This is a genomic window from Cupriavidus sp. CP313 (assembly GCF_054072015.1).
The window spans coordinates 1-15,710 of sequence record NZ_JBSVZB010000010.1 but is presented as its reverse complement, the minus strand read 5'-3'; the positions used below and the strand labels follow the sequence as shown (position 1 = coordinate 15,710).

Below are 15,710 nucleotides of genomic sequence, written 5' to 3'. Positions count from 1 at the left end.
TGGGAGTTGGATTTCAGCCGTGCTGGCTGCGGGGCAGATTCATCGACTGTCGGGCATCCTCGACAAAGAAGCGAATCACCTTGGTGAAATCGGTCACCAAGCTTTGGGACAGCGTGCGCTGCCTGGCCGGCAAGTTGTTCTGCTCCATCATCTCAAGGACCACCAGACCGTAGCTATTCGTGATCTGCGCCAGCTTGTTCACGGACTTACGCTCTGCATCGTCCAGCTTCGATGCAGCAATCGTGGTCAGCCCCCTCAGCAGGTCGCAAAGTTGGGTCCAAAGATCCCTCAAGTCGGTTTCCGCTGCCGCGGCGCGCAACGAGGCCGATATGTCGATGTTCTTCACGACCATGGTCAGCCCCGCGGACGATCATGAGTCGGGGCATCCTGTCCCTCTTCGGTGACTGTCCCAACGCCCCAACGGCGCTTCCAAGCAGAGAAGTACTCCGATGCAACTTCCATCGGCATCGAGAGTAGTGCCGGCCCGCTGGTCTCCCGCAAATCATGACTGGCAGCCTCGCTCTCGATGGCTCGAAGCGATGCCCGAACAGCAAACGTCATGCCGCCGGTTCCAAGCGGTGGCGGCGTGTCATGGTCCGGATGCCAGTCCTTCACGGCTTCGGGTGTAAGGCCATTCCGCGCCAGGGCGGCTGACAGGAGCTGGCTCGAGCGTTGTATCACCGGGAGGGAGGTCGACATAGAGTGTCCGTGAAGAGGGATCACACCGGATTCTAAACCATCCTTCTCATTATCATGTCACTTCAAAACATGTTGTCAGCCTAGTTGAGGTTTTTTCTCACTAGGCCCGCCCGCCGCCCGCCTGCCGGTCTACGAGCGTGCGCAGTTCCACGTCGTGCTTGGCGAACGCCTCGCGGGCGCGGGCGCCCAATTCCACGGCGGCCGATCCCCGACGTCAGCCGGATTCGACAAGCGTTCCGATAAGCCGTAACAACTCGGCATGCTCTGGTCCGTACGCATCGCACACGAGGAAATCGCCGACGGCTATTTCGGATGTCTGGCCACCCGATGGGATGTTGGACTCATGCCGGATGAACACTCGTCCTGAATCCAGGTCGCGAACCAGCGACCATCGGTCGCCATTGGAACTCCGATAAAGATTCCGTTCTCGCTGCGTCATGGACCACCCCCTCAATTTTGGCTGGCGACATCGCCAAGCATGCATCTATCCGATGCCGTACTCAATAAGGAGACTGTCGTGACCGTCTCGTTCAGGTCCGACTGCGGCCCGTCGCCGGTGCCCTTGTCCTTTAGAACCTCGCTGCCCCTGCGTCGGCGGACTTGTTGCCAACCGCCATGTCAGCGCAACGCTACCCGCCGCTGAGTCCCCGCAGTCTCATCAATTCGGTATTTCCAGTCTCACAGGAATCGGCGAAGTCTCACTAATTCCGTTTCCCTGCACTGCGCCCGGTGAGGTGAAGTGGTCGAGCAAAATCTTTTTGGGTGAAGTGGTCGCGCGCCCCGCAATTTCATCCTAGAGCTTTGCCAGCCACGTCAGCGACGGATAAACGCCATGCCGATAAGGATCAGTTATCGGCATGGAGGCCGGTGCAAAAACACCGCCCGGAGGCGGCATTCATCAGACGGTGCCGGCCTGGCTTTTCGTCGCCGGTTGAGCCGAGGGGACAGCTGCTACGGGCGCCGGAGCCGCAACAGCTATTGCTTGCAGCGGCTCGATCTGGATGGCCTGAAATGGATCGTTCATAAAGACCTGCACTGCCTGCGTGGTACAAAGACGGCTGAAGTAGCGATAGCCATAGCTGGCTTTATAGACCAAGGGCGTCGCCGGGCAGCACCAACCCATGATGTCAAGAATTTTGCTGTGAAAGTTCTTGATGCTCTGAACCGAACGGCTCCAATGATTTTCTGAACCGGTCAGCCGGTGCGGCTTCCAGATGGGCTCATAGTGCGCGATGTGATTCCGGAGCGCCTGGATAAGCTTCAGTTCTCCTATGAGCACTTGCACGTTTGAGCTTTGCCCCCAGTGCTTCGGGTTGCTGTGTGGATGACCTGGGAATACGTCTGTCAAGATCCGCGGCTGTTGGCGTGCATTCAGGCCCTCGAGGAAGTTCGGCCAGAACCCGAAGGAAAGAGACGCCACGACTTGATCCGGTACAGGCTGAACAGCCTTACGAATGGGCGGACTGCCCGGTGGAGTGTCATAAAGCAGCGCAGTCACTTTTTCGCGGGATTTGCCTTTCGTGGGCAGAGCGTCCTGCCTAGTATGGTCGTACCAAGGATGCGAATCAAACTGCTTCCGAGAGGAAAAAAGTGACGCTTCCCGGTGCACGGCGTTCCGAAGAACGATCTCATATGATGAGACAAGCGACGTAAGCGACGCAGCGATCGCTTGACCCCACAGATAAGCCCCCAGCACTTCAGCATCCGTATTGCATCTGAAGTAGAGGCGATAAGGGTCGAGACGCGGCTTACCTATTGTGTTCAGACACGCCGTTACGTCCGCCGCCGTCACGGGGCTTTGATTTGCGGCCGTGATTGCGACGGCCTGTTGCTGCGTCGTTTGCGCTGAACTCATCTCGTAGATGCCGTGTTGCGTTTCTTGCTTGATTAGCAAAACTATTAGCGGTAAGATTCTGCGCGTAGGCAACTGCGATCCCACTCCCGCTCCTGTCAGTGCGCTGAAAGGAACCTAAGCCGGTGACGCCGCAGTCTGCGATAGAGTCAAAAGCCACCCTCGCGGTGGCTTTTGGCTTTGTTGCGCCTGATGCGGCAGTGTGCGCCGCTTGCCCCTTCCTCGGCCAACTCCGCCGAGCCTGCTGCGCATCATAAACCATTCCGAACGCACTTCCGGGTTAGAGGCGAGGAGCTGGGATGAAGTATGGGCCCATCCGACGCGGGTTATGCGTACCCGCGAGCAGTAACCGCTACTACAGCGTGTAGCCTTCCAAAAATCCCCCTGGCCCAGCAATAAAGTCGATCATAATCCGCTTTTTGGCTTCAGAAACGCTCATTCGGCGCCGATTTTCTGCCCAGCATCTATCGCAGAAGTCGATCTTGTCGATGATGCAATCCTTGGCTCCACCTTCTCGACGACGACCTTGAGCAGCCTGTCATCAGGCACACGCCTTCCACTTCGGTGATGATTCGGTCTCTTCGTCAGCAAATTGATCGGGAGGGTTGTGCTCCACAATGGGGCGCCACCAGCGGCTTGCGCACAAAGTGCCGCACAATGCACAAAGCGGGCTGTGCCGGTGCCGTTTCGAGAGTCGGCCTTTGCTTGGGGCTGCAGCGCTTCTACGCGAGCTATTTGCCGTTCGGGCTCCCCGCCCTGGAAGCCAACCAGCCACTGGGTTTCCGTGATCAAAGGGGTAGCCGGCATCCGGCGATGCTGGCGTATCACAATGGCCGACAGCCCCTCACGTGCACTAATGTCATCATCCGCGCACAAGTTTACTTAACTGTATATCCATACAGTACACTGTAAGGACGTACAGCCCATGCAACCATGTCCGCCCCAAACCCGGAAACCATCCACCCTGCACTCTGGCGCGCCTCCCAACTGGCGCGGCCAGCCGGTCGCACGCTGCCAACCGGCTATCCGGAACTGTCCAGCGAGCTGCCTGGCGGCGGCTGGCCCGTGGGCACGTTGGTTGAGTTGCTCACGCGGCAGCCCGGCGTGGGCGAATTGCGCCTGCTGCGCCCGGCCCTGCTAGCCGCGGCTTCGCGCCCGGTGGCGCTGATTCAGCCGCCTCACACGCCGCAGGCGCTCGCTCTGACAAACTGGGGCTTGCCGGCCCAGCAGATCCTGTGGATTCGGGGGCAGCGAACTGCCGACACGCTGTGGGCTACCGAGCAGCTGCTGCGCGCCGGTACTTGCGGCGCCGTACTGCTCTGGCAGCAGCACATCCGCTCAGACGCGCTGCGCCGCCTCCACCTGGCCGCTCAGTCGGGCGAAGCCCTGTTTTGCCTCGTGCGCCCTATCGCCTGCGCGCGCGACGCTTCCCCCGCTCCATTACGCCTCGCCATCAGCCCGGCCGCCGGCGGCATCGAGGTGACCTTTCTCAAGCGGCGCGGCCCCCAGCAGGATGCGCCGCTGCTTATTTGGCTCGAGCCATCGCCGAGCCTTCTCCACCGCCATGTTGCGCCTGTGGATCTGCCTACACCTGCCATCGCTACCCCTCGAAGTGTTCCGGCCGAGCTGGTCCACTGAGCTGCCAACGGCAGTGCTGGAAAGCGAGAAGGTGTGTGCCATGACCTCGATGGCAGCACGCGCCGGCGTTCGCCTTGGCATGCGCCGCGGCGGTGTACTGACCATGGCACCGCAGACCCTCATCTTCGACCGGGCGCACCAGAGGGAAGCCGAGGGCCTGCGGCGCGCCGCGACCGCCTTGCTCCAGTTCTCTCCCAATGTTGTCGAAGCAGAGGAGGCCTGCGTCCTGGTCGACGTATCGGCGAGCCTGCGACTCTTCGGCGGCATCCGGAAGCTGGTGCGCCACGTACGCGCGACTGCACGCGCGCTTGGCGTGACGCCCGTGACCGGTTGCGCCCCTACGGCTCAGGGGGCTTGGCTGTTGGCACGCGCCGGCGGCGGCCGCGCGCTGTCCCATCGCTCCCTCGAGCGCCAGGTCACCGGGATGTCGGCGGCGGTGCTGCCAGCAGCCCGTCCCTACCTCGAATGGCTGGATGGCTTGGGCTGCAGAACGCTTGGTGACCTGCGCCGGCTGCCGCGCGCCGGCCTTCAGCGCCGGTGCGGCCAGGAACTCAACGAGACGTTGGACCGGGCACTCGGCTTGGCGCCCGAGATCTTCGAGTGGCTCGAAGCGCCGCCAAGCTTTACTGCACGCGTGGAACTGCCCGACCGCATCGAGCACGCCGAGGCGACCTTGCTCTATGCGCGGGGCCTGATTGTCCAGATGCTGGGCTGGCTGGCCGCCCATCAACTGGCCGTGACGAGGATTGCCGTCGAGCTGCAGCACGAGCGCGGGCGCTCCGCGGTTCCGCCCACGGTGATCGAGATCGCCCTGGCAGAGCCCAGCTGGAGCGAGGACCACCTGATGCGCCTGCTGCGCGAGCGGCTCGCCCGCATGCAGGTGGAGGCCCCGATGATCGCCGTTCGGCTGTCGGTCACGGACGTACAGCCGAAGGATCCGCCCAGCGAGGATCTGTTTCCCGAGCCCGGCGGCACGCCGGAAGACCACGCACGGGTGATGGAGTTGCTCACCGCGCGGCTTGGCGCCGAGAACATCCTTCGCCCGGCCTTACAGGCAGACTACCGGCCGGAGGTGGCCAATGGCTGGGAACCGGCCGTCGGCAAACCCCGCTCGGCCCAGCGCGCGCCCAACCTCCCCCGCCCAGCATGGCTGCTCGACAAACCCATCGCTTTGCTGGAGCGGGACCACCGGCCGTTCTATGGCTCGCCCCTGTACCTGGTATCGCCACCCGAGCGCATCGAGGCGGGGTGGTGGGCGGGCGACCTGGTGACCCGCGACTACTACGTCGCCGAGGGTAAGGACCATTCGTTCTACTGGATCTTTTGCGAGCGGATGGCCAGCCCCGAGGGCGACACAGCTCGGTGGTACCTGCACGGGCTGTTCGGTTGAGAGGCGCAAATGGACACAGATCTGACCGGCGCCGGCCTGCCCGGCTACGCCGAGCTTCACTGCCTCTCGAACTTCTCGTTCCTTGAAGGCGCTTCGCGCGCGGAGGAGTTGGTGGAGCGCGCCGTGCAATTGGGATACAGCGCCCTGGCTATCACAGATGAGTGCTCCCTTGCGGGCATCGTGCGGGCACACACGGAGGCAAAGCGCCACGGCCTGAAGCTGCTGGTTGGGGCATGGTTCCGCCTGGTGAACGAGGATGGCAGCCCGTCGCTCTCCTTCGTCGCAATCGCGCGCAACCGCGAGGGGTATGGGAACCTGTGCGAGCTCATCACCATGGCGCGCACTCGCGGCGCGGAAAAGGGAACCTACCGGCTCACTCAGCGCGACCTGGACCGGCCCGGGCCCGGGTTTGAGCATCTACGTGGATTGCCCGACTGCACGATCATCTTTACGCCGGACTTCTGCACCCCGGAGGCGACCCTCGATGCCCAGGCACGCTGGATCACCGCCACCTTCGCCGGCCGCGCGTGGATCAGCCTCACCCTGCTGTACCGGGCCATGGATGACATCCACCGGGCAGGAGTACTGCGCGCATCGATCACCAACCACCTTCGCCTGGTGGCCACCGGGCACGTGCTCATGCACGTGCGTTCGCGCAAACCCATGCATGACGTGCTCAGTGCCATCCGTCTGCGCAAACCGGTACCAGCGTGCGGGTACGAGTTGACTGCGAATGCGGAGCAGCACCTGCGCTCCCGCCTGCGTCTGGCCAACATCTATCCGCACCGCGCGCTTACCGAGTCCGTGCAAATCGCCAATCTCTCGACCTTTTCGCTCGATGAGCTGCGCTATGAGTATCCGGACCAGTTGACGCCGCCCGGCGTCTCGCCGGAAGACTACCTACGGCAGGAGACGTTCGCCGGCGCGTATCGACGCTTTCCCCAAGGGATCCCGCTATCGGTCCAGTCCCAGATAGAGCACGAGCTCGCGCTGATCAAGGACCTTCGGTACGAGCACTATTTCCTGACCGTGTATGACATCGTCCGGTTCGCGCGCAACAACGGCATTCTGTGCCAGGGGCGCGGCTCTGCAGCCAACTCAAGTGTGTGCTACTGCCTGGGGATCACCGAGGTTGATCCGGCGCGCGGCAACCTGCTCTTCGAGCGCTTCATCTCGAAGGAGCGCAACGAGCCACCCGACATCGACGTCGACTTCGAGCACCAGCGGCGCGAAGAGGTAATCCAGTACCTCTATCGTCGATACGGCCGGGACCGCGCCGCCCTCACCGCGGCGGTGGCCACTTATCGCCCCCGCGGCGCGCTGCGCGAGTCAGGAAAGGCCTTGGGCGTGGATCCGGCCATCGTCGACCAGGTCGCCAAGGCTCACCACTGGTTTGATTCCCGATCCGACCTGATCAAGCGGTTTGCCGAATGCGGCCTGGACACCGAGAGCGAGCTCACCCAGCGATGGGCAAGCATGGCAACGCAGCTGCTCGGTTTCCCCCGTCATATCTCTCAGCACCCTGGCGGCTTCGTCCTTTCGGCGGGCAAGCTGTCACGTCTGGTGCCCATCGAGAATGCGGCCATGGCCGGGCGAAGCATCATCCAGTGGGACAAGGATGACCTCGACGCGCTCGGCCTCCTCAAGGTCGATATCCTCGCCCTGGGCATACTATCCGCCATCCGTCGCACGCTGGACTTGGTGAGCGAGCAGCGCGGCGAGCTCTTCGAAATGCAGGACATCCCAGTAGAGGATCCCGAGACTTACGACATGCTGTGCAAGGCGGACACCATCGGCGTGTTCCAGATCGAGTCGCGCGCGCAGATGTCAATGCTGCCGCGGCTGCGTCCCCGCACCTTCTACGACCTGGTGATTGAGGTCGCCATCGTGCGGCCTGGTCCCGTGCAGGGCGGCATGGTCCATCCATTCCTGCGCAGGCGGCAAGGCCTCGAGCCGGTGACCTACCCAAGCGAGGCGATGAAGATCGCCCTTTCCCGTACGCTGGGGGTCCCAATCTTCCAGGAGCAGGTCATGCAGGTGGCCATGCTCGCGGCCGGATTCTCCGCCGGCGAGGCCGACCAGCTTCGGCGCGCGATGGCGGCCTGGAAGCGTAAAGGAGGGCTGGAGAAGTACCAAGATCGCATCGTCACCGGCATGCTCGAGCGGGGCTACGATCTGGAGTTCGCGGAAGGCATCGTCCGACAGATTCAAGGGTTTGGCGAATATGGATTCCCAGAGAGCCACGCGGCCAGCTTCGCCCTACTGGTCTACGCGAGCGCCTGGCTCAAGCGCCACGAGCCGGCGGCCTTCCTCTGCGCGTTACTCAATAGCCAGCCGATGGGCTTCTACAGCCCTTCCCAGCTCGTGCAGGACGGCAAGCGCCACGGCGTCGAGGTGCGTCCTGCCGATGTCACCATCAGCCTGTGGGATTCAACCCTTGAGCGGCGAGAAGGTGGGCAGCCTGCGTTGCGGCTGGGTCTATCGCGCCTACGCGGGATGCGCGAGGAGGCGGCGCAGCGCATCGAGATCGCCCGGGCGGCTCGCCACTTCGACTCCATCAAGGATCTCGCGCGCCGCGCAGGCCTGGACCGCCACGACCTCCAGGTCCTCGCCGCGGGCAACGCCTTGCGCACGCTATCTGGCGATCGGCGCCAGGCGCTCTGGCAGGCGGCCGCTGCCGTACCCGACAAAGACTTGCTACGGCCTGCCGACCTGATCGAAGACCGCCCTGCCCTGCGCCCTCAGACGGAGGGCGAAGAGATCGTTGCGGACTATCGAGCCATGGGGCTCACGCTCAACCGCCATCCCCTGGCACTGCTGCGGCCGCAGCTCGCGGCGCGCCGCTTCGAGCCAGCCTCGGTGCTGAGCACTTACCAGAATCGGCAGCTCGCCCGCGGCTGCGGGATCGTAACGGTGCGGCAGCGGCCGAGCACTGCGAATGGGGTCTTGTTCATGACGATCGAAGACGAGACGGGCGTGGTCAACGTCATCGTTTGGCCGGGGGTCCTGGAGCGGTTCCGCAAAGAAATCCTCAATGCATCCCTCATTGGAATCTATGGTCAGTGGCAGGCAGAGGGCGACGTACGACACCTAATTGCACAACACGTCGTTGATCTAAGCAATCTTCTGGGGACCCTCGAAACAAACAGCCGAGACTTTTGCTAACGCAGGGGGGGGCGCTCTCAGCGAGCTTGGAGTTCACAGCAGATATGCCGGCGATCGCGTATGGTGCATGCCGAGCAAAAATCCATCCATGCCATCGTTGGAAAAGCCATCCTGGATGGATAACAATTAAATCTATGCCACCAAAAGGTGGTCAAGTTTGTACAACTACGTAGCGGGTAGTAGAGTTAGGGCTGTCTTTGAAACAGCAAAAGAATCATGGACCCATTGATCCGAAAGCTTGAAGAACTCTTCTCCGAAGAGCCAATCCACGGCCTGCTCACTGGTCGCTACGATGCCATCCACATTGGTTATCGCACGGGCGCGCTTGGAATTGACGCTCGCGAATCGGAATCGAAGTATCTGAGGACCTTATCCGGATTCGACGCAGCGAAACTCGCCGAACAGGTCCATGCCCTGACCGGGATCGAGGGGGAGTTCGACGTCTCGGTGAACGACATCAAGTTCATGATTACCGAGAGCAAGTACCACGCCGGCCAGGAGTATGTTGTGACCAGGCACGAGGCGTTGTTGCACAAATAGAATTTAAAGGCGGAGCTACCCCCTGAGAGGCGAAATTCAGGCAATACGGACGGACTGCGGGCGGGCAAGCTCATTCATGCGGTTGAGCACGTCCGCGCGGATTGCCACCTCGGTCGCCTGGGAGCCTACCTTGCGCGCCCACAGAGAATGACCGGTGAGTGTCTTGAGTCGATACATCAGATTCTCGACCAACGAGCGACGGTGGTACCCGCTGTCTTTTTTCCATTCGCGTCTGCTGCTCGTTGCAATGGCGTCGATGGCCGCATTGCGCCATGCCCCACCGGGCGTGGTTTCAGGCCACGGCATCGCGCCCTCGCGCGGCGGAATCAACGGTTGCGCGCCTGTGGCGGCAATCACCGCATGGCACGACTTGGTGTCGTACGCGCCATCACCGCCAACGACGTCCACGGGCGTGTCGGACGGCAACTGGTCGAGCAAATCAGGCAACACGTCGGCATCGCCGACGTCCTGATGGGTCATCAGCGCCGCGCATATCTGGCCGCTCTTGGCGTCCATCGCCAGATGGACTTTGCGCCACGTGCGACGCTTGGAATAACCATGCTTGCGCACCTTCCATTCGCCTTCGCCGATACGCGCAAGAGAGAAAAAATGGACATCAGCCAGAGCCCTGCAAATACTAGAATCAGCAGACTACCGGGTGTCCATAGATCAGCAGAAAAAAATGGACACAACGACCGTCAGAATGTCCATTTCCAGTCGCAAGTTTCGCAGCTGATTTCGAGTGAAGATGCCCGCCGCAATCTAGCGTAGCTGCAAGGGCAGGACGCTACCGCCACGCAGCGCGGCCAGTTCCTTGCGCAGGCGAAACACCTGATGGAGCAGGGCAAGTTCACGAGCCAGCGATTCGTCAAGCTGTGCCTGCAGATCCTTCGCGTCGCCCTTTGCGCGGTTCAGACGCTCGGTGAGTTCGAGCTTCGGGCGCCCGGCCACTGCATTGGCCGCGTCGATCGCTGCGATCAGTTCGGTGAACTGTGGGCGCGACTTCTTGATGCTGCCCTTCTTGCGGCCCGCCTCGATCGCCACGGTGTCGTTGTTGATACGCGCACCCTTGCGGTTCTTCAGCCGCTCAAGAGCGGCATAGTAGTCGGTCATGGCGCCGCTCATGCTGCCTCCGATTTGATCAGTTTCTCCTGCGCTTCAAGCAGTCGTTGCAGCGCCTGCGCCTCGATACGGTATTCGACGCTCGTCTCATCGACCGCGCGCAGCTTCGCGACCGTAACCTGCTGCGCGTTGATCACGCGACGAAGCTTCGATGGCACGACCACGAGGTTACGGCAGTCCGATTCAAGACAATCCAGACGCATCCAGTCGAGTGGCGTCGACTTGCACTGCTCGACACTGGCGCAGCCGCCCAGCACCGTCTCGCGGTACGCCAGCTCGCCCTTCACGAACATCCTCATCGTCTGCTCGCGTGAGTAGACCGACACAGGCGAGGCCTGCACGGCACGGCTCTGCGTCCACGCTGCGTGGCCGCCGAACAGCCGCACGTCAGAGAACAGCACCTGCTCGGCGTATGCAAGGTACTCGGACAGGCCCTGTGCCCCGGCCCATTCGTTCGCGAAGTGGGTCCTATCAGTGTCGATGAAGCCCTTCGCGAATGCCGAGCCACGAGCGTAGTACATGCTCATCTCCTGCGTGATGTGCTGCAGCTGACGTTTGAGCGTCGGCAGCGTCACCAGTCCGCTGCGGTGCGCGTATAACGCGAGCGTCCTCCGAAGCTGGTGCCGCGTGAACGGCCACTGCCGCCCGACCGCGTACTTCGGCTCGTCTTCCCACGCGCGGTGCATGTCGACACGCTTTAGTTCAGCGATGTCCTCGACCGTGATCGTCGGGAAAACGCGCTCACGAAAGGCTTCGATATCGTTATGAACGGTACTCGCCGCCCGGTTTGCTACGTATCCCATATGCAGTCCCATCCGGCAGAACAGCAGGTGCGAACCGTCCGTCGATTCGGCGTAGCCCTGCGCGCCGTGTGCACGGTGTGCCTCTCCCGATAGCCGTTGTGCGAGCCCGACAGCACGGGCGGCGAGCGGGCTGGTCACCCAGCGTGCGCGCCTGGGACGCCCGCCCGACAGCTTGGTCGTGATGCCCTCGATGGTGTAGTGGGTTACGCCATCCAGACGGGTCTCGCTCAGGCAGTCGTATGGGAGGCTCTCTGCTTCTGTCGCACGCATGCCGGTGAACGACAGGATGACAAGCTGGCATAGCGCCCTGATCGACGCCACAAGCGACGACGCGACGTAAGGGACTGCCTTGTACCCGAAGTGTGCAGCTACCCTTACCAGTTCTGAAGGGACGGACGGACTCTCGCCGGCATACAGTCGTGCGAGGTAGTCTGACAGCACGTCGACGATCCCTTCAGCGACGCCGAGGTCATGTTCACAGGCCAACAGGAAGTGCTGGTAGATCCGCGTCGGGACGACAGGGTGTTGTGAGTTTCCAGCACGTTGCGCGAAGCGTTCGAGCAGAGGCTTGTGCAGTTGTGCCAGTGGTACGCGCAGCCCTGTGGTCCCGACGCCCAGACGGTGAAGCTTCACCAGAACTGAATGAAGGCGCTGGGCCTTCCTCTCCATCCCGGGTTGCGCCACATAGTCGAAGACAATAGCGACGCTGGACAGCCCCTCGTAGAGAGTAAGCTCACGTTCGGCGGCAAAGAACGCGAATCCCTTCAGGCAGGCTGAGCCAGAGTTAAGCGTACTGGACGCCGGTACCGTGTCGGTCGCTTCGTGCATCAGAAAGTAGATCACCTGCTTCCACTGTCGCGTAGTCGCTTCTGAAAGGGCTCGACTTGCGCCGTCAGGCAGGTGGCCCCTGAAGTAGATATGGGTGCGCGGCCCAATCGTATATGCCCGGATGTCCCAGGCAGCGTCACTAAACAGCGAAACAGCGTTCGCAGCCTTGTCGCGCGTAGCCACTGTATCGTCCTCGACACGATACCAGTCGGGGCGCTCAGCGATCGGCGCGATCAGCGTGTTGTTCATGCCACCCCCAATTCGTAAAGCTGGTCGAGCTTGGCCGACCAGAAAGCGTCCAGATTCCCATCGACATCAACGTCCTGCTCGATCTGATCGACCAGCGCGGCGTCGCGCTTACGCAGTTCATCCAGCAGGAAGTCAATGCGGCGCAGCACCGCGCCGAACGAACTGTCGTATTGCTCGATCGAGTCGGCACGTCCGCTCACGAGCCTGACGCAATGACGGCAGCCCAGCAGCTTGTGGATGTCGGCGGCGTCAGCGTGCACGCGATACTGGTCGCAGAAGAGACATCCTTCGGTCGAGCGGCAGTCCGGCTTCACGGTGACTGAAGCGGCGATCGGCACTGGCTTGCGGAATTCGATGCAGACGCCCACCGCGCTCCTGATGCTGCCAGCCGGGTCGTCGCCGGTCTTCAGCACAGTCTTCTCGACCGAAGCGAGGAACACGCCCATCTCGGCCTTGTGCGCGGCGTCCGTGCCGTTCGAGTACGAACGCAACGCTGTTTCCACCGAGTGCCCCATCAGCCTGGCTGCGATGACAGGGCCGTGGTTACTTACCGCCCAATCCTGCTTTGCCGCACGCCACTGACGTGCGCTAATGCGCGGCAGCACGATCCCGAGCGTGTCGAGTCGATCATAAAGAAGGGTCAGAAATTGGGTTGGGAGAGGCATGGGCCGTCGTCGCTGCGGGCTATGTCCGACTACGATGAACAACGCGTCGCAGCCTGCGTCCTGTACCAGATACTCGCGCAATGCGAGATACGCCTTGAGCTTCGGCATGAAGCCCAGCGAGACGGTGAACGTAATCTCTTTAGCCCCTGCACGATACTTGACCTCGCGAAACTTCTGACGCACAACCGACGCATCCTGCAGGCTCGCGGCAAGCTCCAGACTCCACTTCATGGCCAGCAGCTGTGCGAGGTTGACGCCCGTTTCGGCCAGAAACAGCGCGGCAAAGCAAAAGACGGCCATCGAAGCGTGTGAGCGCCGGATCTCTGACTGCGCGTCCTCGTTCGCCGCCGCAAGATGTTTAGCCGCACTTCTGGCGATGTCCCCCGAACGCTTAGAAGGGTTCTTGGCTTCAGCCTCAGCCATGCGCATCGTGAGTTCTTCCCGGGTGCGCGGCTCTCCCGTTTCCAGATTCCAGCCAGCCAGGCCGTGAGAGCCGTCGCCTCCGCGACGATGGTGTCTGCGCGGAACAAGGCAAAGACTCTCACCGCGCGCTGTGGTCACGTGTACCGGGTACGGCTTGAAGTCGAGCACCAGCGTGCTGATACCGCTGAAGAGCGCGTCAGCCCACGCGAGCAGGGTGGCCTGGGCTTCGGCGTCAGGCACCGCCGTCGGCACCGAAGCATCCCGTTGGCGGCCCAGCACCCTCGCGTCGGCGCAGAAGTCGTCGTTTCGGAATAACTCACGTAGCATCGACAACAGACGGCGCTGACTGATGTCGACGGAATTGCGCTTCAGGTTGCCCAGCGAGACCTGTTCGCGCCTCTCACGGAAGTAGCGATGAACCGCTTCCGCCGTAGTCTTCTCGTGACAGAGCACCTGATGCAAGCCCTGCCTGTCGGCCCAGTTGACGAACTCAAGCACGACGCGCAAAGCACCGTCGACCGTCCTTGGACGCATCGCGCCAAGGGTCATGCGCCCGGAAAGCTGCGTCACCAGCAGGCGTACGACCCTGGCGCGTTCACTGCTGAAGCTTGTGGGGTCGAAAGTGCGTCGCGTACACCGCAGGCTCGACGCGTCACGCTTCAAGTAGCAAATCTGCCCGATATCGGAACGTCCGCTCATGCCTTCCCACCTGAGCAGCGCGCGCTCGGGATGTAGCAGTGTTGTACCCTCCGCGAGCGGCATGCGCACTTCTTCGTACTGGCGGCTCATGCAGCCACCGCCGTGTCAAGGGTGCGCGCGACCAGCGTCGACAGGTGCACGCCCCAGCCATCCTGGACAGCGTCGAACAGCTTGCAATTCTCGCGGTAAGCGAGGTAGCGCTCGGTCGTAGACGGTTGCACGTGCCACATCAACTGCCGCAACTGATCGAGCGCCCGCGTGTACTTCGTCTCATTCGCTGTCATCGTGTCGACCATGTTCAGCCCGTAGGTCGCGCGCAGATCGTGGAAACTGAACTCGTACCTGGGGTTGCCAAGCTGCACGCGCATCATGGGTAACAGTTCGTCCCTGATGAACTGGCGCACGGCCTGCCCTGTCTTGACGTGGCGGCGTACCTGCGGGCCAGTGCTGACCGGGCCGCGCGACGCGCGATCCTCGTAGAGCGGCGCACCGCGATAGCTGAGAAAGAGCGGCTGGACGGGATGATCGCCGCCGTCTGCCAGCTGGCGACGCTTGCGCGCGCGATCGCTGTGCACATAGGTGTAGAGCCGTTCATAGAAACTGCGCGGCAGGTGCAGCACGCCCTTGACCCCGCCCTTCGTGTCGATGCCCGTACCCGGCCCGCAGGCGAGACGAATGTCGTCGCCGTGAAACTCGCCCGGTTTGCGCATCACGTGTCTCGCGCGCACGGTCAGTACCGTCTGAATGCGGGCGCCCGTCAACAGCGCGAACAGATGAACGAGCGTCATCTCGGTATTGCCGAGAGTGGCCAACGATTCAAGCAGCACCGACTGCTCGGCAGAGGGCAGCGGGCGCAAGCGACCACCGTCCTGGATGTGATCGTCCCACGGGTCATCTGCGCGCCGGCCACTGATCGACAGGTCGGTGGTCTTGACCTCGATCGCGCGGCTGAAGCCCTTATGGTCTCTGAACTCGATGAAGCGGCCAGATTCGGCCCACGGCGCGTTCGCGGGCCTGAAGCCTGCCTCGGTCATGAGCCAGCGATAAAAGCGCACTACGGCGCCCATACGACGCCTGGCGACGCCCGGAGACAGTTCGCCTGCCTGCACGGCCAGCCTGATCGAGGCACTGTAGCGGTAGGTTGGACGTTGCCGCTTGTTCGCGGGGAATGCCAGCCAGTCAACGCCCTCGTTATCCAGATAACGACGGAACGCCACCAGGTCGTCAGCAATGCTGGCGAACGTCAGCATGTTGGGCGACGGCTTCGACTCAATCATGTCGATGAGCCACAGGTTCGCCTCAGCCCACGGTGCGCCGTCAGCGAGCCGGACAACAGGAAAGAGAGGAAAGGTGCCTGTGATCCACTGCGGGCGGTCGTCGCGCCGCTTGCCGGTGTCAGGGTCTGCGAGTGGGACAGTGTGATAGATCGTGCCGCCCTCGGGCGTGGTAATGCTGACCGGCGTCGCGCCGGATGTGTTGCGGTCAACGACCTCGGTCAACGGCAGATGCCGGATGGTCGTTCGTCTTGCTGTCATCGCCCAGATCCTCATGCTGTGTTTGAGTGGTCGTCCTCATTAACACAACGTGCGAGTATCAAGAAATCGTTCCTGGCTTGCGCATACGCCAAATACCTTCAG

The 15,710-nt window shown here is 62.2% G+C and carries 11 protein-coding genes; 4 read left to right on the top strand and 7 right to left on the bottom strand.

Annotated features, from left to right (window positions below; translation table 11 throughout):
* Nucleotides 1-13 precede the first annotated feature (13 nt).
* Entirely contained in the window at nt 14-352 is a 339-nt protein-coding gene (locus ACW4E8_RS15535) for a hypothetical protein (protein WP_456805308.1), read from the bottom strand.
* A 1,245-nt stretch (nt 353-1,597) separates the two neighbouring features.
* Nucleotides 1,598-2,593 carry a hypothetical protein gene (locus tag ACW4E8_RS15530; protein ID WP_456805307.1) on the bottom strand — a complete coding sequence of 332 codons (996 nt, stop codon included), beginning with the start codon at nt 2,591-2,593 and terminating at the stop codon, nt 1,598-1,600.
* A gap of 891 nt (nt 2,594-3,484) precedes the next feature.
* On the opposite strand from ACW4E8_RS15530, the gene imuA reads away from it, so the two are divergent.
* The 4 genes from imuA (at nt 3,485) to ACW4E8_RS15510 (ending at nt 9,284) form a co-directional block, all read left to right on the top strand.
* Complete coding sequence (gene imuA, locus ACW4E8_RS15525) at nt 3,485-4,189, top strand: translesion DNA synthesis-associated protein ImuA (RefSeq protein ID WP_456805306.1); 705 nt, start codon at nt 3,485-3,487, stop codon at nt 4,187-4,189.
* Nucleotides 4,116-5,579 carry a Y-family DNA polymerase gene (locus ACW4E8_RS15520; RefSeq protein WP_456805305.1) on the top strand — a complete coding sequence of 488 codons (1,464 nt, stop codon included), beginning with the start codon at nt 4,116-4,118 and terminating at the stop codon, nt 5,577-5,579. The genes imuA and ACW4E8_RS15520 overlap by 74 nt, the downstream gene beginning before the upstream one ends.
* Nucleotides 5,580-5,588: 9 nt before the next feature.
* Nucleotides 5,589-8,744 (top strand): error-prone DNA polymerase, encoded by a 3,156-nt coding sequence (locus tag ACW4E8_RS15515; protein ID WP_456805304.1) that lies wholly within the window; start codon nt 5,589-5,591, stop codon nt 8,742-8,744.
* Between the two features lie 216 nt (nt 8,745-8,960).
* Nucleotides 8,961-9,284 carry a hypothetical protein gene (locus tag ACW4E8_RS15510; protein WP_456805303.1) on the top strand — a complete coding sequence of 108 codons (324 nt, stop codon included), beginning with the start codon at nt 8,961-8,963 and terminating at the stop codon, nt 9,282-9,284.
* Nucleotides 9,285-9,320: 36 nt separating this feature from the next.
* Here ACW4E8_RS15510 and ACW4E8_RS15505 read toward each other — a convergent pair whose 3' ends face one another.
* From ACW4E8_RS15505 to ACW4E8_RS15485, 5 genes are all read right to left on the bottom strand, one after another.
* Nucleotides 9,321-9,920: an IS5 family transposase gene (locus ACW4E8_RS15505; protein ID WP_456805490.1), complete on the bottom strand. Its 600-nt coding sequence runs from the start codon at nt 9,918-9,920 to the stop codon at nt 9,321-9,323.
* A 126-nt stretch (nt 9,921-10,046) separates the two neighbouring features.
* Entirely contained in the window at nt 10,047-10,397 is a 351-nt protein-coding gene (locus ACW4E8_RS15500) for a hypothetical protein (protein ID WP_231881534.1), read from the bottom strand.
* An 8-nt stretch (nt 10,398-10,405) separates the two neighbouring features.
* On the bottom strand, nt 10,406-12,286 hold the full coding sequence (locus ACW4E8_RS15495; RefSeq protein WP_456805302.1) for an integrase: 1,881 nt from the start codon (nt 12,284-12,286) through the stop codon (nt 10,406-10,408).
* Nucleotides 12,283-14,163, bottom strand: coding sequence for an integrase (locus ACW4E8_RS15490; protein ID WP_456805301.1), 1,881 nt, complete (start codon nt 14,161-14,163; stop codon nt 12,283-12,285). The genes ACW4E8_RS15495 and ACW4E8_RS15490 overlap by 4 nt, the downstream gene beginning before the upstream one ends.
* The gene (locus ACW4E8_RS15485) at nt 14,160-15,608 is read right to left on the bottom strand and encodes a site-specific integrase (RefSeq protein ID WP_456805300.1); all 1,449 of its coding nucleotides are present in this window, start codon (nt 15,606-15,608) and stop codon (nt 14,160-14,162) included. The genes ACW4E8_RS15490 and ACW4E8_RS15485 overlap by 4 nt, the downstream gene beginning before the upstream one ends.
* Between the last annotated feature and the right edge of the window lie 102 nt (nt 15,609-15,710).

Coding starts and splice junctions, on each gene's coding strand:
- ACW4E8_RS15510 (WP_456805303.1), top strand. CDS start 8,961: ATGGACCCATTGATCCGAAAGCTTGAAGAACTCTTCTCCGAAGAGCCA.
- imuA (WP_456805306.1), top strand. CDS start 3,485: ATGTCCGCCCCAAACCCGGAAACCATCCACCCTGCACTCTGGCGCGCC.
- ACW4E8_RS15485 (WP_456805300.1), bottom strand. CDS start 15,608: ATGACAGCAAGACGAACGACCATCCGGCATCTGCCGTTGACCGAGGTC.
- ACW4E8_RS15535 (WP_456805308.1), bottom strand. CDS start 352: ATGGTCGTGAAGAACATCGACATATCGGCCTCGTTGCGCGCCGCGGCA.
- ACW4E8_RS15495 (WP_456805302.1), bottom strand. CDS start 12,286: ATGAACAACACGCTGATCGCGCCGATCGCTGAGCGCCCCGACTGGTAT.
- ACW4E8_RS15500 (WP_231881534.1), bottom strand. CDS start 10,397: ATGACCGACTACTATGCCGCTCTTGAGCGGCTGAAGAACCGCAAGGGT.
- ACW4E8_RS15490 (WP_456805301.1), bottom strand. CDS start 14,163: ATGAGCCGCCAGTACGAAGAAGTGCGCATGCCGCTCGCGGAGGGTACA.
- ACW4E8_RS15520 (WP_456805305.1), top strand. CDS start 4,116: ATGTTGCGCCTGTGGATCTGCCTACACCTGCCATCGCTACCCCTCGAA.
- ACW4E8_RS15515 (WP_456805304.1), top strand. CDS start 5,589: ATGGACACAGATCTGACCGGCGCCGGCCTGCCCGGCTACGCCGAGCTT.